The organism is Stenotrophomonas sp. NPDC077461 (assembly GCF_049545475.1).
Classification (GTDB): domain Bacteria; phylum Pseudomonadota; class Gammaproteobacteria; order Xanthomonadales; family Xanthomonadaceae; genus Stenotrophomonas; species Stenotrophomonas nematodicola.
This window is the reverse complement of record NZ_JBMWDO010000008.1, coordinates 143,983-161,544: the sequence shown is the minus strand read 5'-3', so window position 1 is coordinate 161,544 and position 17,562 is coordinate 143,983. Positions and strand designations below refer to the sequence as shown.

16 protein-coding genes are annotated in these 17,562 nt (G+C 68.4%); 4 read left to right on the top strand and 12 right to left on the bottom strand.

Going from position 1 to position 17,562, the window contains the following annotated elements:
• Nucleotides 1-77 precede the first annotated feature (77 nt).
• Together ACPEH8_RS14695 and ACPEH8_RS14690 are read right to left on the bottom strand one after the other, a co-directional pair.
• Nucleotides 78-233, bottom strand: a complete 156-nt coding sequence (locus ACPEH8_RS14695; RefSeq protein WP_153164674.1) for a hypothetical protein — start codon at nucleotides 231-233, stop codon at nucleotides 78-80.
• Nucleotides 234-349: 116 nt separating this feature from the next.
• Nucleotides 350-673, bottom strand: coding sequence for a hypothetical protein (locus tag ACPEH8_RS14690; RefSeq protein WP_136003043.1), 324 nt, complete (start codon nucleotides 671-673; stop codon nucleotides 350-352).
• Nucleotides 674-929: 256 nt separating this feature from the next.
• On the opposite strand from ACPEH8_RS14690, the gene ACPEH8_RS14685 reads away from it, so the two are divergent.
• Nucleotides 930-1,595 (top strand): MliC family protein, encoded by a 666-nt coding sequence (locus ACPEH8_RS14685; protein ID WP_313273327.1) that lies wholly within the window; start codon nucleotides 930-932, stop codon nucleotides 1,593-1,595.
• Between the two features lie 12 nt (nucleotides 1,596-1,607).
• Here ACPEH8_RS14685 and ACPEH8_RS14680 read toward each other — a convergent pair whose 3' ends face one another.
• The 3 genes from ACPEH8_RS14680 to ACPEH8_RS14670 all read right to left on the bottom strand — a co-directional run bounded on the left by ACPEH8_RS14680 (nucleotide 1,608) and on the right by ACPEH8_RS14670 (nucleotide 3,595).
• Entirely contained in the window at nucleotides 1,608-2,276 is a 669-nt protein-coding gene (locus tag ACPEH8_RS14680) for a DUF3011 domain-containing protein (protein WP_017356999.1), read from the bottom strand.
• A 90-nt stretch (nucleotides 2,277-2,366) separates the two neighbouring features.
• Nucleotides 2,367-2,768 carry a response regulator gene (locus ACPEH8_RS14675; RefSeq protein ID WP_017356998.1) on the bottom strand — a complete coding sequence of 134 codons (402 nt, stop codon included), beginning with the start codon at nucleotides 2,766-2,768 and terminating at the stop codon, nucleotides 2,367-2,369.
• A gap of 56 nt (nucleotides 2,769-2,824) precedes the next feature.
• On the bottom strand, nucleotides 2,825-3,595 hold the full coding sequence (locus ACPEH8_RS14670; RefSeq protein ID WP_017356997.1) for a CPBP family intramembrane glutamic endopeptidase: 771 nt from the start codon (nucleotides 3,593-3,595) through the stop codon (nucleotides 2,825-2,827).
• A gap of 152 nt (nucleotides 3,596-3,747) precedes the next feature.
• Between ACPEH8_RS14670 and ACPEH8_RS14665 the strand changes: the two genes are divergently transcribed.
• Entirely contained in the window at nucleotides 3,748-4,041 is a 294-nt protein-coding gene (locus ACPEH8_RS14665) for a zf-TFIIB domain-containing protein (protein ID WP_153164672.1), read from the top strand.
• Nucleotides 4,042-4,062: 21 nt separating this feature from the next.
• Here the strand turns inward: ACPEH8_RS14665 and ACPEH8_RS14660 are convergent, their stop codons facing one another.
• From ACPEH8_RS14660 to ACPEH8_RS14635, 6 genes are all read right to left on the bottom strand, one after another.
• Nucleotides 4,063-4,575: a GNAT family N-acetyltransferase gene (locus ACPEH8_RS14660; protein WP_153164671.1), complete on the bottom strand. Its 513-nt coding sequence runs from the start codon at nucleotides 4,573-4,575 to the stop codon at nucleotides 4,063-4,065.
• Between the two features lie 86 nt (nucleotides 4,576-4,661).
• On the bottom strand, nucleotides 4,662-5,642 hold the full coding sequence (locus ACPEH8_RS14655; RefSeq protein WP_313160030.1) for a copper resistance protein B: 981 nt from the start codon (nucleotides 5,640-5,642) through the stop codon (nucleotides 4,662-4,664).
• Nucleotides 5,639-7,417 carry a copper resistance system multicopper oxidase gene (locus ACPEH8_RS14650; RefSeq protein ID WP_166473352.1) on the bottom strand — a complete coding sequence of 593 codons (1,779 nt, stop codon included), beginning with the start codon at nucleotides 7,415-7,417 and terminating at the stop codon, nucleotides 5,639-5,641. The genes ACPEH8_RS14655 and ACPEH8_RS14650 overlap by 4 nt, the downstream gene beginning before the upstream one ends.
• Before the next feature lie 104 nt (nucleotides 7,418-7,521).
• Complete coding sequence (locus ACPEH8_RS14645; RefSeq protein ID WP_262071823.1) at nucleotides 7,522-7,911, bottom strand: CopL family metal-binding regulatory protein; 390 nt, start codon at nucleotides 7,909-7,911, stop codon at nucleotides 7,522-7,524.
• Nucleotides 7,912-8,005: 94 nt separating this feature from the next.
• The gene (recQ, locus tag ACPEH8_RS14640; protein ID WP_136003051.1) at nucleotides 8,006-9,811 is read right to left on the bottom strand and encodes a DNA helicase RecQ; all 1,806 of its coding nucleotides are present in this window, start codon (nucleotides 9,809-9,811) and stop codon (nucleotides 8,006-8,008) included.
• Between the two features lie 134 nt (nucleotides 9,812-9,945).
• A complete protein-coding gene (locus tag ACPEH8_RS14635) occupies nucleotides 9,946-10,497 on the bottom strand; it encodes a Dps family protein (protein WP_017356669.1) in 552 nt (183 codons plus the stop codon).
• A gap of 90 nt (nucleotides 10,498-10,587) precedes the next feature.
• Between ACPEH8_RS14635 and hrpA the strand changes: the two genes are divergently transcribed.
• Entirely contained in the window at nucleotides 10,588-14,694 is a 4,107-nt protein-coding gene (gene hrpA, locus ACPEH8_RS14630) for an ATP-dependent RNA helicase HrpA (RefSeq protein WP_313160028.1), read from the top strand.
• 39 nt (nucleotides 14,695-14,733) lie between these two features.
• Here the strand turns inward: hrpA and ACPEH8_RS14625 are convergent, their stop codons facing one another.
• A complete protein-coding gene (locus ACPEH8_RS14625; RefSeq protein WP_017357210.1) occupies nucleotides 14,734-15,270 on the bottom strand; it encodes a hypothetical protein in 537 nt (178 codons plus the stop codon).
• 117 nt (nucleotides 15,271-15,387) lie between these two features.
• On the opposite strand from ACPEH8_RS14625, the gene ACPEH8_RS14620 reads away from it, so the two are divergent.
• Entirely contained in the window at nucleotides 15,388-17,541 is a 2,154-nt protein-coding gene (locus ACPEH8_RS14620; protein ID WP_423667275.1) for a RelA/SpoT family protein, read from the top strand.
• Nucleotides 17,542-17,562 lie beyond the last annotated feature (21 nt).

Here is a 17,562-nt window from a genome sequence, read left to right as displayed (position 1 = left end):
CGCGCCGTTGCAACCCCTTACACCCGTGAGGCTGCGCGGACGCGCAGCCCCACCGAATCTATGCAACGCCGCCGCTGTTACTTCTGCTGCGGCGAACGGGTGCTGTCTTTGTTGTCCTGCTGCTGCTTCTGCTGCTTGGCCAACGCGTCCTTGCGCTCCTGCTCCTTCTGCTGGTCGGTCTGGGCAGCGGCATTCTTCTGGACGTTGTTTTCGTTGTTCTGCATGGTGGACATGGTGTTACTCCAATACGACGTGATGTCGCAGGAGCCATACTGGACCGGGTGCCGTTACGCAGCGGTCGCACGCACATGAGGATAGGGTTAGTGCCCGTTCCCGTGCGTGGAACCATTCAGATGAACAGGTCGATCACGTCAATCAGCGTGTCAGTGCTGTCGTGCTCGTGCTGGCGCTCGTAGTGGTGCTGGTCGCGCGCGTCGAGCTGCTCATCGTCGATCAGGCCGCTGAAGTACACCATGCCGACAAGCAGTACCACCGGCGATGCCAGCAGCGACAGCAGCAGCTGGAACAGCCCGAGCAGCACGCCGCCCTTGAACATCGTCGCGATGGCGAGCACGCCGCCGCAAAGGCCGAGCGCGATCCCCAGCAACAACCCGGCCCAGCCCCACGGCAGCAGGAAACTCAGCCATGACAGCAGCAGGACCAGCCATGCCACGCGCGCGCGCCGGCTTGGCGGCGGTGTCCTGGCAGAAGACGCGGAGGCGGACGCAGAGGAAGGCGCGGGGGAAGTGCTGGCGGTCGACATGCAGGGTCCTTCTTGCAAGAGGGCTACATCCTACCGTCCGCGCGCCGTACGCGCAGCGGCGTGCACCTGCCCTCAACGCGGAGGTGGCGATACTGCGGGCGATACCCGTTGCGCGCCGGTGCGCGCAGAATACGTGCCTGTCCGTTGTCGTACCGCTGGAGGTTGCATGAACCGTATCGTCCTTTCCGTTGCCGTGGCGCTGGTTGTGGCGGGCTGCTCGCGCAGTCCCGAGCCGGCCGACCCTGCATCCCCCGCAGCGGCGCCTGCAGCGCGCACCGCCCCCGTCGCACTGCCTGCAGCGCCGTCGGATACGGCCACCGCCACGCCCTCGTTCGACTGCGCCAAGGCCACGTCCGATGCGGAAAAGTGGGTGTGTACCGACGAAGGACTGGCCGCACTGGACCGTCAGTTGGCTGCACGGTACAAGCGCGCGCAGACCGCGCCGGACGAAGTGGATATCGCGGCCGAGCAGCGGGGCTGGATCAAGGGGCGCGATGCGTGCACCCGCGCCGTGGACCCGCGCCAATGTCTGCGCGAGGCCTACCAGACGCGTCTTGTGGAGCTGACCGTCAGCGGCGGCGGCGTCCCCGCGAGCGCAACGGGCACCTATCGCTGCGACGATGCCGACAAACCGCTGAAGGTCGTGTTCTACAACGACATCGACCCGGCAGCGGCGATCGTGACCCTGGGCACCGACCAGGCCATCGTGTTCCCGATCGAAAGCGCCAGCGGCAGCCGCTACGGCCGCGAAGGCGTGGCGTTCTGGGAACACCAGGGCGAGGCGACGCTGGACTTCTACGGCACCGCGTTGCGCTGCACGGCGGACCGCTGACGGCGTCGAGGATCAGCGTACGCGTCGGTAGCGCACCTCGTTCTGGCGATCGCCCACCTCCGTAGTGACAAAGCCGTCGCGGCTCTGGCTGATGTCGAACACGCTGTCGCCGACATTCAGCCGGCCGCCGTTGACCCAGCCGGACAGGGTCTGGCCGCGCGCCTGCGCGGACATGCGGCCGTCGCCGTCGATGCGCATGCGGATATCGGTACCGTACATGGCGTTGTAGCCCTCGAACTCCCCGATCATCCAGGACGGCACATACGATGTGTGCCGGGCGCCCTGGTAGCGGGTGTCGTCGTAGCGGTCGTCGGATGTCTTGTTGGCGTTGTGGACCATCGCGCCCAGGATGGCCGCGCCGATCAGCACGCCGGCGGCCACCTTGGCGTCGTGGTTGTCATCGTTGTCCCGGTCGTGGCGCGAGCCGCTTCCCTGCACGCGGAAGGTGGCCCGGCAGCCGTCGTCCACCCACACCTCGCGGCGGTCGTAGTCCCAGCTGCGGCCTTGGCGGCAGTCCGCGCCGGACAGCTGCCGGTCCAGGCTGACATGGCCGGCGTACGGCAGGGAGCAGGCGTGATACCGGTTGTCGCGGCTTTCGCAGGTGACGACATCATCGGCCCGCGCATCGGCGAGGCCGGCGAGCAGCAGCAGGGGGGCACTCCAGAGAAGACGGGTCTGCATGGCACGTGTCCGTGGCCCACGGGCGGGCCCTGTGGATCGAACGATGCCAGTCGCGGATGAAAAATGGATGAAGGCGCGTGCCTGCGCCGCTCAGGCCGCGCGGCCGGTTTCCATGACACCGAAACAGGTGCGGATGGCATCGAGCAGCTCGCTCATCGAGTACGGCTTGGGCAGGAAATGGATGCCCTCGCGCAGGCGCCCGGTCACCTCGGCCGGGTCGAGTCCGGAGGTGACCAGAACCGGCAGACCCGGGTGATGGGTACGGATGCAGTGGGCGGCGTCGATCCCGTTGAGCTCGCCCAGGCACACGTCGGTAAACACCAGGTCGAACCGCTCACCCGCGCGCAGCAATCCCAGCGCTGCCTCGGCCGTGCTCACCGCCGTCACCTCGCAGGCCTGGCTCTCCAGCGCGAGCCGGCTGAGCTCGCGGGTATCTTCGGTGTCTTCGATCAGCAGTACGCGCGGGATGACGTGGCGCTTGGACAGCAACATGACGCGGAATTCCTGGGGTCGGCCGGAAACGGCGCGCAAGTATGGGGCGGCGAAGGTTAGCGGGTCGTGCAGGCGGCCCGGCGGGTGCGATGCCGATGCAGCAGATACACGCCGGCGACGGCCAGCAGCGCGGCCGACAGCCGCAGGCTGTTGCCCTGCCAGCCGATGGCGGTGGCATCGTTTACCTGCATGACGTTCCAGGCCATGTTCAGCGACACGTGCAGCACCACGGCGCTCCACAGCGTGTTGCGGTCCAGGCGGCACAGCACGGCGAACACGACGCCGCCGATGCCCGTCATTGCAAACACGCGTAGTGCCATGCCGCCGCCACCACCAAAGGACCACCAGTGGATGGCGCCGAAGATGACCGCCTGTACCAGAGCCGCTGGCCACCAGGGCCAGCCCTGATGGCGGTGGGCGAACAGGAAGCCGAAGCCGCGGAAGATGATCTCCTCGGCCAGTGGAAACAGCAGTGCGAGCATCACCAGCGGCAGCAGGCTCGCCTCTGCGCTGATGCCGCCCAGCCACCACAGGCCAAGCCAGCACGGCAAGGTGGCCAGCAGCACGATGGCCGGACCCTGCCAGCCGCTGCCGCCCAGCCCCAGGGCATGCCGGAGGGGCAGGCCGGGACGCAGCCAGGCCGCAACGGCAAGGACCAGCAGCACGCCCAGTCCGTTGTCGACGATGGCGCCGCCGAAGGGAATGGGCAGGCCGGGAATCGGCACGCCGGCCCAGCCGGCAAGATCACGCAGGTTGATCGACACCAGCAGGGTGATGACGATCAGGCTGGCGCTGAGCCAGCGGGGACCGGGGTGGGGGGCGGACATGGCCGGATTCCTTGGCGTGTGGTGCGCGCAGTGTGCGGCGCTGGCAACGCGCAATCATGGGGCAGAGGTCGGGGGGCCGTTGGTCATGCGGCGTTGCGCCGGACTCAGCCACGGCAGGGTAGAGTCGGGGTTTGATCGATGGAGTGGCGACGATGCAATGCCCCGTATGCAAGACCCAGGCGCTGGTGATGTCCGAGCGCCAGGGCATCGAGATCGACTACTGCCCGCAGTGCCGTGGCGTCTGGTTGGACCGTGGCGAACTGGACAAGATCATCGAACGCTCGGTGGGCGGCGCCGCGCCGGCACCGGTACGTTCGGCCGCGCCTCCGCCGCCTCCGGCGGTGCAGCATCGCGATACGCGTCATCTGGGCCAGCAGTACGGCGACCAGCAGGGCTATCGCAAGAAGAAGAAGGAGAGCTTCCTGTCGGACCTGTTCGACTTCTGAGCCGGACCGGCTGCGCCGGTCTCAGGGCCGGCGCAGTATGAACTCCAGGTCGCGGCTGTCGCCGACCACGAAGTCGTACTGGCCGACCGGCACGCAGCCGTAGCGCGCATAGAAGCGCTGCGCACCGTGGTTTTCCGACCACACGCCCACCCACAGGGTGCGGCGTGCGGGCTGGTCCAGCCAGGTGAGGAACGCGTCCATCAGGCGCGCGCCATGACCACCGCTCTGGTGGCGTGCCAGCACATACAGGCGCTTCAGCTCGATATCGCCCGGGCGCGCATCGGCATGGGGCAATCCGTTCGGGCCGGCTGCCAGATAGCCCACCGCGCGCCCGTCCTCTTCCAGCAGCCACACCGCGCTGTGCGGATCCTCCAGCTCGCGGCGCTGCGGTGCCGGGCTGTAGTGCGCCTGCAGGAACGCGTGAAGATCGTCCGGCGGATACGAATCGCCGAAGGTTTCGTTGTAGGTCGCGATGGCGATGGCCGAGAGGGCGTCGGCATCGGCCACGGTGGCGCGGCGGATATGCAGGGACATGGGAGCGCGGATGGGGAAACGGTGCGGCAGCTTACGGCATCCCGGGCATGCCCCGGGCGCACGCGGCGCCCGGGATGCATGCTGGCCTAGAACCAGACCCGCACGCCGGCGACCCAGCGGGTGTCGCGCGCGTCTTCGCCGGCGGCCGCGTGATAGTCGGCGGTGTCGCCGAACAGGCGCTCGTGACTGATGCCGATGTACGGGGCGAAGCGGCGGCTGAACTCGTAGCGCAGGCGCAGGCCGGCCTCGACCTTGTTCAGGCCGGCACCGGTGCCGTATTCGGGTTCATCCTTGGCCGAGAACGTGGCCTCCACCAGCGGCTGCAGGATCAACCGGTTGGTCAGCAGCAGCTCGTATTCCACTTCGACCGTGGCTGCGACCTGGCCGCCTTCGCCGACGTAGGCGGTGGCGGAGGTTTCGAACTTGTACGGCGCCAGGCCCTGGATGCCGATGGCCGCCCAGGTGCGCGAATCGGCAGGACGGATGTCCTGCTTCACCCCGACCAGGACGTCCCACCACGGCGACACGCTGCGGCCGTACAGCAGCTCCAGGTCCGACGATCCGGTGCGGCCATCGCTGCGTTCGCCTTCACTGCGCAGCCAGAGGCGGTTGATGTTGCCGCCGATCCAGCCGCTGGCCTCCCAGGCCTGGCCATTGCCGTGTTTGCCGTCCCACTGCTCCAGGCGGTTGATCAGCACCATGCTGTGGATCTCCGGCGCGTGTTCCATCGCGTCGTGGTCGATCGGCGGAAACGCGGCGATGCGATCGGCCTCGGTGACGGCGGGAATCGGCTCCAGCGGTTCCCGCGGCGCGGGTGCTGCGTGACCCATCGCCGCATGGTCCATCCGGCTGTGGTCCATGCTGCCGTGGTCCATCGTTGCATGGTCCATCCGGGTGTGGTCCATGCCGTCATGGTCGGGGTTGGAGGTCGTCCCGGCGGTGGCGGGTGGCGACGTGTCCGCCGCCACGGTGGCATGCGCATGCGACTGCGCCCAGGCGGGCGCTGACAGGGTGGCCAGCAGCGCCGCCGTCAGCAGGCGGGGCGCGTGAGCGGTGAGCGTGCTCATTCTTCAATCCTCACTTCGCGCATCATGCCCGCTTCCATGTGGTAGAGCAGATGGCAGTGGTACGCCCAGCGGCCCAGTGCGTCCGCGCGCACGCGGTAGGTGCGGCGCGTGCCGGGAGGCATGTCGATGGTGTGCTTGCGCAGGTGGAAGTCGCCGTCGGCGTTTTCCAGGTCGCTCCACACGCCGTGCAGGTGGATGGGGTGCTGCATCATCGTGTCGTTGACCAGCACGATGCGCATGCGCTCGCCGTAGTTCAGGCGCAGCGGTTCCGCGCTGGCGAAGGGAATGCCGTCGAAGGACCAGCTGAACTTTTCCATGTGCCCGGTGAGGTGCAGCTCGACCTCGCGGCCGGGATCGCGCCCATCCGGATCGTCGAACAGGCTGCGCATCGCGCCGTAGGTAAGCACCTGGCGGCCGTTGTCGCGCAATCCGATGCCGGGATCGTCGAGCTTGGGCTCGGTGGCCATGCTCTGCATGTCGATCAGCGGATTGCCCGTCTCGCTCGGCGCGTGGCGCGGCGCCTTGTCGTTGCCGCCGTGCGCGGCGTGGCCCATGCTGGCGCCGCAGCCGCCTTCCATGCCCTTCATGTCGTGGCCCATGCCGCCCATGTCGTGGCCCATGTCGGACATGGTCAGCAGCGGGCGTGGGTCGCGCGCGGGAATGGGGGCCTGCAGGCCGTGGCGTACTGCCAGCGTGCCGGCGGCATAACCGGTGCGGCCCATGTCCTGGCAGAACAGGGTGTAGGCATCCTGGCCGCCGGGTTCGACGATGACATCGAAGGTTTCCGCTGGTGCGATGCGGAATTCATCGATGGTGACCGGATGGATGTATTGCCCGTCTGCCGCGACCACGGTCATCTTCAGGCCGGGAATGCGCACATCGAAGTAGGTCATCGAGCCGCCGTTGATGAAACGCAGCAGCACCTTCTCGCCACTGCGGAACAGCCCGGTCCAGTTGCCGGCCGGCGTGGTGCCGTTGAGCAGGTAGGTATAGGTATGCGCGTTGATGTCGGAGATGTCGGTGGGGGTCATCCGCATCCGGCCCCACATGCCGCGGTCGGCGGTGGCCGCGGCCCAGCCGTCGCGGCGCACGTCGCGCAGGAAGTCGGGCAGGGTGCGCTTGTAGTAGTTGTCGTACTCGGCGAGCTTCTTCATGCGCCGGAACAGCGCACCCGGGTCCATGTCGGTCCAGTCCGAGAGCATGATTACGTGTTCGCGGTCGTAGCGGTACGGCGCCGGCTGCAGCGGGTCGATGATCAGTGCGCCGTACAGGCCGGCCTGTTCCTGGAACATCGAATGGCTGTGGTACCAGTACGTGCCGGACTGCTTGAGGGTGAACCGGTACTGGTAGGCCTCGCCCGGCGCGATGCCGTTGAAGCTCAGGCCTGGCACACCGTCCATGTTGGCTGGCAGCAGGATGCCGTGCCAATGGATGGACGTGGGGTGGCCCTGCAGCGCATTGGCCACGCGGACCGTGACGGTATCGCCTTCGCGCCAGCGCAGGATGGGCGCCGGCAGGCTGCCGTTGACGGTGATTGCCGGGCGGGTACGGCCGGTGAAGTTGGCGAGCGACTCGCCGATGCTCAACTGGAACGCCTGGCCGCTGAGTACCTGCGGGGCGGCAGCGAGCGCGGGACCGGCGGCGGCGAACGCGCGCGGGCTGAGGCCGGTGGCGGCCAGGCCGGCGGCGACGCCTCCGGCGGCCAGCCCTTGGACGAACAGGCGGCGCGACGGCATGGGCAGCGCGCCCGGGCCGGGTTGGGTTGGGAAAGACATTGCAGCTCCGAATCGGATCCAATGGCACGCGCAGGTGCCGATACGCCAACCGCGCACGCAGCGCGGGGCATCGCGTCAGTCGGGCGCTCGCGGGGAGCGCGGGATCAGGCGATCGGAGGGCGGGTGATGCGGTCCAGCGGCAGGCTGGGCAGCCCGGCGCGGATCGGCGGCAGCGGTGCCTGCGCGGGCGGGGGCGGTGTGGCGATCCAGGCGATCTGTACGGCCAGGCTGGGTTGCTGTGCGCAGGTGCGCAGGCAATCCTTGATCTTGCAGGGATCGCCCTGCTGCGGTGCCTGGGCGTGGTCGAGCACCGCCGACGGCGGCGGCGCGGTCACGGCGTCGTGGCCGTGGCAGGGCGGCGCGGGAGCGGTGACGGCAGCATCCACCGGGTGCGCCATTGCCAACGCCATCGGCCCGGCCAAGGCGGCGTTCAACCCGTTGAGCAACAGGCTGAGCATCAGGATCAGGCGCAGGAGCAGGCCACCGGCGGTCATGGGCGCCACCTTACCGCCAACGCGGCGACGGCGCATCCGTGGCTGAACGCGGGATTCAACTCTGGAGCCCACTCCGTCAGCGCGTACGGTCCCATCAGCCTTCCTCACGCACGATCTCGACCAGCCGCGCGCCGTAACGCGACAGCTTGGTGCCGCCGATGCCACCGACCCGGGCGAGCGCATCGACGCTGGTGGGCCGCTGTTCGGCGATGTTGCGCAGGGTGCTGTCGTGGAAGATCACAAAGGCCGGCACGTTCTGTTCCCGCGCCAGCTCGGCGCGCAGGCCGCGCAGGGCGTTGAACAGCGCCAGGTCCTGCGGCAGCACGGACAGGCCGGTGCGCTGGCCGCTGCGGTCGCGCTCGCGGCCGGCGGCGGGGCTTTCGCGGCGCATCATCACCTTGCGCCGGCCCTTGAGCACGTCGCGGCTGGCATCGGTGAGGCGCAGGCCGCCGTAGGCATCGCTGTCCACTTCGAGCAGGCTGGCGGCCACCAACTGGCGGAACACGCTGCGCCAGGTGCGGGCGTCCAGATCCTTGCCGATGCCATAGGTGCTCAGTTCGGTATGCCCGAACTGGCGGATCTTCTCGTTCTCACCACCGCGCAGGATGTCGATCAGGTGGCCGACGCCGAAGCGCTGGCCGCTGCGGTACACGCAGCTCAGCGCCTTCTGGGCGGCCACGCTGGCATCCCAGGCATCGGGGGGGACCAGGCAGTTGTCGCAGTTGCCGCAGGGCTGCGGGTAGGTTTCGCCGAAGCCGGCCAGCAGAACCTGGCGGCGGCACTGCATGGATTCGCAGTAGCCGAGCAGGTGGTCGAGCTTGGCGCGCTCGAGTGTTTTCCGCTCTTCGCCGGCCTCGGACTGCTCGATCATCTGCTTGAGCAGCACCACATCGCCCAGGCCGTAGCAGAGCCAGGCCTCGGCCGGTTCACCGTCGCGCCCGGCGCGCCCGGTTTCCTGGTAGTAGCCTTCCATCGACTTGGGCAGGTCGGTATGCGCGACGAAGCGGACATCGGGTTTGTCGATGCCCATGCCGAAGGCGATGGTGGCGCACATCACGATGCCGTCCTCGCGCAGGAAGCGGCGCTGGTTGGCGGCGCGCACTTCGGCGGGCAGGCCGGCGTGGTAAGGCAGTGCGTTCATACCCTCGCGGCACAGGAACTCGGCGGTCTCCTCGACCTTTCGCCGCGACATGCAGTAGACGATGCCGGCTGCGTCGCGATGCGCCTTGAGGAAGTCCAGCAGCTGGCGCTTGGCGTTGTCCTTCTGGACGACCGTGTAGCGGATGTTGGGGCGGTCGAAGGAGCTGACGAAGTGCTGGGCGTTGGTGAGGTCCAGCCGCTCGGCGATTTCACGCTGGGTCGGCGGGTCGGCGGTGGCGGTGAGCGCGATGCGCGGCACGTCCGGCCAGCGCTCGTGCAGCACGGTCAGCTGGCGGTATTCGGGACGGAAGTCATGGCCCCATTGCGAGACGCAATGGGCCTCATCGATGGCGAACAGGGCGATCCGGCTGCGCGCCAGCAGGGACAGGAAGCGGCCGGTGAGCAACCGCTCCGGTGCGACGTACAGCAGCTCCAGTTCACCGGCCACCAGCTCCCGTTCCACCCGCGCAGCGGTTTCCGCATCCAGCGTGGAATTGAGGTACTCGGCGCGCACGCCCAGCTGGCGCAGGGCGTCGACCTGGTCCTGCATGAGGGCGATCAGCGGGGAGATGACGATGCCGGTGCCGTCGCGCAGCAGGGAAGGCACCTGGTAGCACAGCGACTTGCCGCCGCCCGTGGGCATCAATACGAGCGCGTCATTGCCGGCGGCGACATGTTCGACGATCGCCTGCTGCGGACCGCGGAAATCGTCGTAACCAAAGATGCGGCTGAGCAGGTCGTGCGCGGGGCGGGAAGACATCGACGTAGTTTACAGGGCCGAGCGACCTGAGGAGGGTCAGTCGACTCTGGATCTGAACGTCGGCGATGCGCCATCCGGGGACGAAGCCCCCCTTGAGACCAAGGGGGGACAGGAGGGGCAACGCCCCGGCGGGATTACTGCAGCAAGGAACGCAGCATCCAGGCGTACTTCTCGTGGGTCTGCAGGCGCTGGGTCATCAGATCTTCGGTCGGGGCGTCGTCGGCGTCGGCGGCCACATCAAGCACCTTGCGGGCGGTGCGGCACACGGCCTCGTTGGCGGCGACCAACTGGCGTACCATTTCACGCCAGTCCGCGCTGTCGGTCAGGCCCGGTTCCTCGGCGATCGAGGTCAGGGCCGCGAACTCGCGGTAGGAGCCGGGGGCGTTGAAGCCCAGTGCACGGATACGTTCAGCAACGTCGTCCAGGGCTGCCCACTGCTCGGTGTACTGGGTCTCGAACATGGTGTGCAGCGAGTTGAACATCGACCCGGTGACATTCCAATGGAAATTGTGGGTCTTCAGGTAGAGCGTGAACGCATCCGCCTGGAAGGCCGCCAGCCCATCGGCAATCTTCTTGCGATCGCCTTCCTTGATCCCGATATCGATGTTCGGGGCCGAGGGGGCCGCCGTTGCCAGCTTCTGCTTACCGGTCTGGGTCTTCTTTGCCGGCGTCTTGGTTTTCGCCATGGGGGATATCCTCCTTGTGGATGGGATGGCCTTCACAATAGATCAGACTAACCTTTCAGATGTAATCAAAGTTTTAAAACGATCCGATTGATGACCGCTATCAACAAACCCTCCGTTTCCTCTCTGCACCTGCAACAGCGCGCGATCGACGGGGCGATGAGCCGCGACCGCGGTCGCTTGCTGGGGATGCTCTCGCGCTGTCGCGCCAAACCGGCCGATGCGGCGGTGGCGGCCGCGTTCGAGCAGGCCTTGCAGGCGTCGGTACAGCGGCGTGAGGCACGCGCGCGGAACCGGCCGACGATCAGTCTGGACGACACCCTGCCGATTGCGCGTGAAGCTGAACGGATCACCGCCCTGATCCGCGACCACCAGGTCGTGGTGATTGCCGGTGAGACCGGGTCGGGCAAGACCACCCAGCTGCCGAAGCTGTGTCTGGCTGCCGGACGGGGCGTGGCCGGGATGATCGGCTGCACCCAGCCGCGACGGATCGCCGCACGTGCGGTGGCCACCCGTGTGGCCCAGGAACTCCAGTCCGAGCTGGGCACCACGGTGGGGTACCAGGTGCGCTTCACCGACCGGGTTGGCGACGACACCCGCATCAAGTTCATGACCGACGGCATCCTGCTGGCGGAAATCAGCAGCGACCGCTGGCTCTCGCAGTACGACACGATCATCGTCGACGAAGCCCACGAGCGCAGCCTCAACATCGACTTCCTGCTGGGCTACCTCAAGCAGCTGTTGAAAAAGCGGCCGGACCTGAAGTTGATCGTGACGTCGGCGACGATCGACACGTCGCGGTTCGCCGAGCATTTCGACGATGCGCCGGTGATCAGTGTCGAGGGACGCACCTTCCCGGTGGAAGTACGCTACCGCCCGCTGGAAGGCGAGGGCGGCGGCGACGAGGAGGGCGGCCGCGACGGCGAGCGCACCCTGAACGAGGCGGTGGTGGCGGCGGTGGATGAGATCACCCGGCTCGATCCGCGCGGCGACATCCTGCTGTTCTTCCCCGGCGAACGCGAGATCCGCGACGCGCACCAGTCCCTGGAACGGCGCAAGTACCGCGAAACCGAGGTGCTGCCGCTGTACGCGCGGCTGTCGGTGAAGGACCAGGACCAGGTGTTCAACCCGGGCAGCAAACGGCGCATCGTGCTGGCCACCAACGTGGCCGAAACCTCGCTGACCGTGCCGCGCATCCGCTATGTGGTCGATCCTGGCCTGGCCCGGGTCAAGCGTTACAGCCCGCGGCAGAAGCTGGACCGCCTGCATATCGAAGCGGTGTCGCAGGCCAGCGCCAACCAGCGCAAGGGCCGTTGCGGACGCGTGTCGGAGGGCATCTGCTACCGCCTGTACTCGGAAGCGGAGTTCCTGTCGCGGGCCGAGTTCACCGACCCTGAAATCCGCCGCTCCAGCCTGGCCGGCGTGATCCTGCGGATGCTGCAGCTCGGCCTGGGACGGATCGAGGACTTCCCGTTCCTCGAAGCGCCGGACGAGCGCGCGATCGCCGATGGCTGGCAGCAGCTGGGTGAACTGGGCGCGGTGGACGCCGAGCGTCGGCTGACTCCGGTCGGGCGACAGATGGCGCGCCTGCCGGTGGACGTCAAGCTGGCGCGCATGCTGGTGGCGGCGCAGGCGCAGGGATGCCTGCGGCCGATGCTGGTGATCGCCGCGTTCCTGGGTATCCAGGACCCGCGCGAGCGCCCGCCCGAAGCGCGCGCCGCCGCCGACAACGCGCACGCGCTGTTTGCCGACGGCCGCTCCGAGTTCGTCGGCGTGCTGCGCCTGTGGGACGGCTACCGCCAGGCCCATGAGGACCTGACCCAATCCAAGCTGCGGGGCTGGTGCGAACGCCATTTCCTTGGCTTCCTGCGCATGCGCGAGTGGCGCGAGCTGCATCGCCAGCTGCGCGTCCTGTGCGAAGAACTTGGCTGGACCGAAGAGCCGGCCGCAACGGCGCTGGAACCTTTGCTGGCCGGATCGTCCGCGCCGGCGCCGACGCGCGACGATGATGCCAGGATCAAAGCCACCCGTGGCCAGCAGCACCGTGCCGCACGCCTGGCCCGCGAGGGCAAGGCCGAGCCGCTCCCAGCCACGGCGGCACCGGCATCGGCCGCGCCTGCCGACGCCCGCGAGGCGCGCGGTGGCTTCAGTGAGAAGGTGCGCGCTGCGGCCTACCAGACGCTGCACCGCGCGCTGATCGCCGGCCTGCCCACGCAGATCGGCCACCGCAGCGACAAGGGCGACTTCCTTGCCCCGCGTCAGCGCCGGTTCCTGCCGTTCCCCGGCTCGGTGCTGGCCAAGCGGCCGCCGCCGTGGCTGCTCACCGCGACGCTGCTGGATACCCAGAAAATCTGGGGCCTGACCAACGCGGCGATCGAACCGGACTGGGTGATCGCCGAGCTGCCGCACCTGCTGCTGCGCAAGCACTTCGACCCGCACTGGTCGCGCGCGCAGGGCCAGGTGCTGGCCTCCGAGCAGATCAGTCTGTTCGGGCTGGTGCTGGCACCGAAGAAGCCGGTGCACTACGGCCGCATCGCGCCGGGCGAGGCGCACGACATTTTCGTGCGCCAGGGACTGGTGACCGGCGAGATCAACACGCGCGCCAGCGTCATCGCCGACAACCTCAAGGTGCTGGAGCAGGCGCGCGAGGAAGAGGCCAAGCTGCGTCGTGCCGGCATCGTCGCCGACGAAGGCTGGCAGGCCCGCTGGTACCTGGACCGGATCCCGGCCGAGATCCATTCGGCTACCGGCCTGGATACGTGGTGGAAGGGACTGGCGCCGGACAAGCGGCGCGCGCTGGCGTGGACGCTGGCCGATCTGTTGCCCGGCGAGGGCAGCGATGCCGACCGCTATCCGGCGTACCTGCCGCTGGGCGACGCGCGGCTGGCGCTGCATTACCGCTTCGAACCCGGCAGCGAGGACGATGGGGTCAGCCTGGATGTTCCGCTGCACCTGCTCAATGCGCTGGATCCGGCGCGGCTGTCGTGGCTTGCGCCGGGCTTCGTCGCCGACAAGGCCTCGGCGCTGATCCGCAGCCTGCCCAAGGCGATGCGTCGCAACTACGTTCCGGCGCCGGATTTCGGCCGTGCGTTCGCCGAGGCGTACCCGGACCCCACCGCTGACGATATCCGCGGCGAACTGGCGCGGTTCCTGTCGCGGGCCACCGGGGCGCAGGTGGCGGCCACCGACTTCGATGATGCCGCGCTGGAATCGCATCTGCGCATGAACCTGCGCCTGCACGACGCCAATGGCACGCTGCTGGCCACCTCCCGTGATCTGGATGCGCTGCGGGCACGCTTCGGCGAGAAGGCCGGGGCGGCCTTCGCCGCGCGGGCCGGGCGGGCGCTGGCGGCCGACGGGCTGCGTGATTTCCCGGCCACGCCGATTCCGCTGCAGGTGCCCGGCGAAGCCGGAGTGCCGGCCTATCCGGCGTTGGTGGATGACGGCGAGAGCGCCGCGCTGCGCATCTTCGCCGATCGCAACGAAGCACTGGAGCAGCATCCGCGCGGGGTGCGCCGCCTGCTGGAGATCGCGCTGGCCGACAAGGCCAAGCAGGCGCGCAAGCAGTTGCCCGTTCCGCCCAAGACCGGGTTGTTGTATGCCGCGATCGAATCGCAGGAGCGGTTGCGCGGGGATCTGGTCGAGGCGGCGATGAACGCGGTGCTGGCCGATGGCCTGGGTGACATCCGCGACCCGGCCGCGTTCGCGCAGCGGCGCGATGCGGCGGGCAAAGGCCTGTTCGGCGAGGCGATGGCGCGGCTGAAACTGGCCGAAAACATCCTGGCCCACGTCGCCGAGCTCAAGCCGCAGCTGGAAGCACCGTTGATGGGCTGGGCACGCGGCAATCTGGACGACATGGAGCAGCAGCTGGCCGCGCTGATCCATCCCGGCTTCCTGCGCGATACGCCGGCCGATGCGCTCGCACAGCTGCCGCGCTACCTGCGCGCGATGATCCTGCGTGCCGAACGTGCCAAGCGCGATCCGCCACGCGACCAGGCGCGGATGCTGGAACTGCGCCCGTTCCTGGACGCGCTGCACGAGGCCGAACAGCGTGGCCAACGCGACCGTCCGCAGTGGCAGGAACTGCGCTGGGATCTGGAAGAGCTGCGGGTGTCGCTGTTCGCGCAGGAGCTTGGGGCAAAAAGCGGGATTTCAGCCAAGAAGCTGGCCCAGCGCGTGGCGGCGCTGCGCAGGCCTTGAGCCAATGGCCGCCCCGCGGGTTGCGCGGGGCGGTCGCGGTTACTTGACGCGACGGACCTTGGCGCGGGTGTTGGCGCCCTTCACCTGCAGGTACCAGGCGCCCATCACGCCGGGGGTGATGGTGACCTGCGGCGACTGCGCGCGGATGCCGGACAGGCTGGCACTGTCGGTCTGCTCCCACTCCTGCGCATTGGCCAGCACATAGCGGCGGCCCTTGCCGAAACCGCGGAACTCGCCTTCCAGCGTGCTGATGATCGGCTCGCTGCTGCCGAAGTCGAAGAAGCCGCGGTTCTTGACGATCACTTCCTGGCGGCCTTCCTCGCGCGCCTGCTCCTTGACCTGCTCGCGGACCTGCTCGCGCACATCGGCGGCAACGGCGGCGACCTTGCCCTGCAGCCAGTTGTTGAGTGCGGCCAGTTCGGCGGGTTTGAGCTTGTCCAGGCCGGCCGCCTTGAACTCCTCCGGCGTCATCTGCTGCTGCAGGTCGCCTTCGACCACGCGCTGTGCCCAGGCAGGTGCCGACAGGCTGAGCAGGACGGCTACAGCGGCCAACAACCGCAGACGGGAAAAGCGCATGGCAGGTCTCCTTGGGATGAACGCAGTGTAGGGCCAATGGGCCGGTGCAGCGGTTTTGATTGTTCCCTCGCACGGGCGGCGCTAGTGTAGCTACCTCTGTCTTGTCTGCACGATGCTGTGAACCGCGCTTCTGTCCCCGGCCTGGATGCCTTGTTGAACCGACCCTCGGCGTCGTCGCTGCCGCCTGCCCTGTGCGAGGCGCTGCGCGCGCGCTGGCAGGCGCCCGATACCGATCAGCAGATGCGCAGCAGCTGGACGGTGCTGGCTGACACGCTGGACGCGCTGGCGCTGCTGTCGGCCGATGAAAGCGCGTTGCTGGCCGCGCTGCTGTTCGACCTGCCGGGACTGCGCGCCGGACTGGACGGCCTGCCCTTGGGCACGCTGAAGCCGGCGGTGGTGGGCCTGCTGGAGGGCCAGGACGCGGCCGACCAGGTGTGGGCGCTGCACGCCGGCCGCGAGGCCGGTCGCAACAGCGAGGGCCTGCGCCGGCTGCTGCTGTCGATCATCCAGGACCTGCGCGTGGTGCCGATCCTGCTGTCGCGGCAGCTGGCGCGCATGCGCGCGGCCGACCGCCTGCCGGACGAACAGCGCCGTGCGCTGGCCCAGCTCACCCGCGACATCCATGCGCCGCTGGCCAACCGCCTGGGCATCTGGCAGTTGAAGTGGGAACTGGAAGACCTCGCGTTCCGCCATCTGGAGCCGGAAACCTACCGCCGCATCGCCCGCGAGGTGGATGAAACCCGCGTGGCGCGCGAGCGCTATGTGGAAAGTGTCAAGAAGGCGCTCGCGCGCGAACTGGCCGCTCAGGGCATCCACGCCGAGGTCAGTGGCCGCCCGAAGCACATCTACAGCATCTGGCGGAAGATGCAGAAAAAGCGGCTGGCCTTCGAGCAGCTGTACGACATCCGTGCGCTGCGGTTGATGGTCGATGACGTGGCCGCCTGCTACGCGGCGCTGGGCGTGGTGCATGCGCTGTGGGCGCCGGTACCCAGTGAATTCGACGATTACATCGCGCGGCCCAAGGCAAACGATTACCGCTCGCTGCATACGGCGGTGGTCGGCCCGGAAGGGCGCACCATCGAAGTGCAGATCCGCACCCATGACATGCACGCCCAGGCCGAACTCGGCGTGGCCGCGCACTGGCGTTACAAGGAAGGCAGCAAGGGCGCGGAGAAGGCGTTTGATCGCAAGATCACCTGGATGCGGCAGTTGCTGGAGCATTCCCAGGACGGGCAGGCCGGCGAACTGGCCGGCGCGCTGGATGCCGAGCTGACCGAGGACCGGGTGTACGCGCTGAGCCCCAAAGGCGAGGTGATGGACCTGCCGCAGGGCGCCACCCCGCTGGATTTCGCTTACCACGTGCACACGATGGTCGGGCACCGCTGCCGGGGCGCCAAGGTCAACGGCCGCATCGTGCCGCTGACCTATCGCCTGCGCAGCGGCGACCGGGTCGAGATCCTCACCTCCAAGGAGGCCGATCCGCGGCGCGACTGGCTGCTGGCCTCCAACGGCTTTCTGGCCAGCAACCGCTCGCGGGAGAAGGTCCGTGGCTGGTTCCACAAACTGGACCGGGCGCGCAATGTGCAGGCCGGTCGCGATCTGCTCGACCGTGAACTCAAGCGCCTCGGTCTGCAGCACGCCGACCTCGGCGTGGCGGCCAGAAAATTCCATGTCGACAGCGTGGACGATCTGTATATCCAGGTCGCACTGGGCGATACCGGCCCCAGCCAGGTCAGCCGTGCGCTGCTGGAGGCCGAACGTGCCGCCAGCCAGCCGACGGTACCGGCACTGCCGCGCCCGACCGCGCGCCGCGACAGCCTGGGCAAGTCCAAATTCACCGTGCAGGGCGTGGGCAACCTGCTGGTGCAGCTCGCGCGGTGCTGCCAGCCGGTGGCCGGCGAGCCGATCGTCGGCTACCTCACCCGCAGCCGTGGCGTCACTGTCCACCGCACCGACTGCGCCGCACTGGCGCGCCTGTCGGCGGCCAGCCCGCAGCGCATCCTGCCGGTGGAGTGGGGCCAGGCCGGCGGTGGCTACGAAGTGGACGTGGTGGTCGAGGCCGTAGACCGGCGCTGGCTGCTCAAGGACATCACCAATCTGATCGCGCAGGAAGACGCGTATGTGCTGGACATCCACAGCGACAACGTGCGCAACAGTGGTCGTGCGCACCTGCGGCTGCGGCTGAAGGTCAGCGATTACGGTCAGTTGTCCACGCTGCTGGGCAAGCTGGATGCCCTGCCGGGTGTCAGCGAAGCCCGGCGTCTAGGCTGACCTCACGTGACGCCGGCTAGG

Excerpts from the sequence above, each read along its gene's own strand:
- ACPEH8_RS14695 (WP_153164674.1), bottom strand. The coding sequence starts at position 233 with ATGTCCACCATGCAGAACAACGAAAACAACGTCCAGAAGAATGCCGCT.
- ACPEH8_RS14685 (WP_313273327.1), top strand. The coding sequence starts at position 930 with ATGAACCGTATCGTCCTTTCCGTTGCCGTGGCGCTGGTTGTGGCGGGC.
- ACPEH8_RS14680 (WP_017356999.1), bottom strand. The coding sequence starts at position 2,276 with ATGCAGACCCGTCTTCTCTGGAGTGCCCCCCTGCTGCTGCTCGCCGGC.
- ACPEH8_RS14675 (WP_017356998.1), bottom strand. The coding sequence starts at position 2,768 with ATGTTGCTGTCCAAGCGCCACGTCATCCCGCGCGTACTGCTGATCGAA.
- ACPEH8_RS14670 (WP_017356997.1), bottom strand. The coding sequence starts at position 3,595 with ATGTCCGCCCCCCACCCCGGTCCCCGCTGGCTCAGCGCCAGCCTGATC.
- ACPEH8_RS14665 (WP_153164672.1), top strand. The coding sequence starts at position 3,748 with ATGCAATGCCCCGTATGCAAGACCCAGGCGCTGGTGATGTCCGAGCGC.
- ACPEH8_RS14660 (WP_153164671.1), bottom strand. The coding sequence starts at position 4,575 with ATGTCCCTGCATATCCGCCGCGCCACCGTGGCCGATGCCGACGCCCTC.
- ACPEH8_RS14655 (WP_313160030.1), bottom strand. The coding sequence starts at position 5,642 with ATGAGCACGCTCACCGCTCACGCGCCCCGCCTGCTGACGGCGGCGCTG.
- ACPEH8_RS14650 (WP_166473352.1), bottom strand. The coding sequence starts at position 7,417 with ATGTCTTTCCCAACCCAACCCGGCCCGGGCGCGCTGCCCATGCCGTCG.
- ACPEH8_RS14645 (WP_262071823.1), bottom strand. The coding sequence starts at position 7,911 with ATGACCGCCGGTGGCCTGCTCCTGCGCCTGATCCTGATGCTCAGCCTG.
- recQ (WP_136003051.1), bottom strand. The coding sequence starts at position 9,811 with ATGTCTTCCCGCCCCGCGCACGACCTGCTCAGCCGCATCTTTGGTTAC.
- ACPEH8_RS14635 (WP_017356669.1), bottom strand. The coding sequence starts at position 10,497 with ATGGCGAAAACCAAGACGCCGGCAAAGAAGACCCAGACCGGTAAGCAG.
- hrpA (WP_313160028.1), top strand. The coding sequence starts at position 10,588 with ATGACCGCTATCAACAAACCCTCCGTTTCCTCTCTGCACCTGCAACAG.
- ACPEH8_RS14625 (WP_017357210.1), bottom strand. The coding sequence starts at position 15,270 with ATGCGCTTTTCCCGTCTGCGGTTGTTGGCCGCTGTAGCCGTCCTGCTC.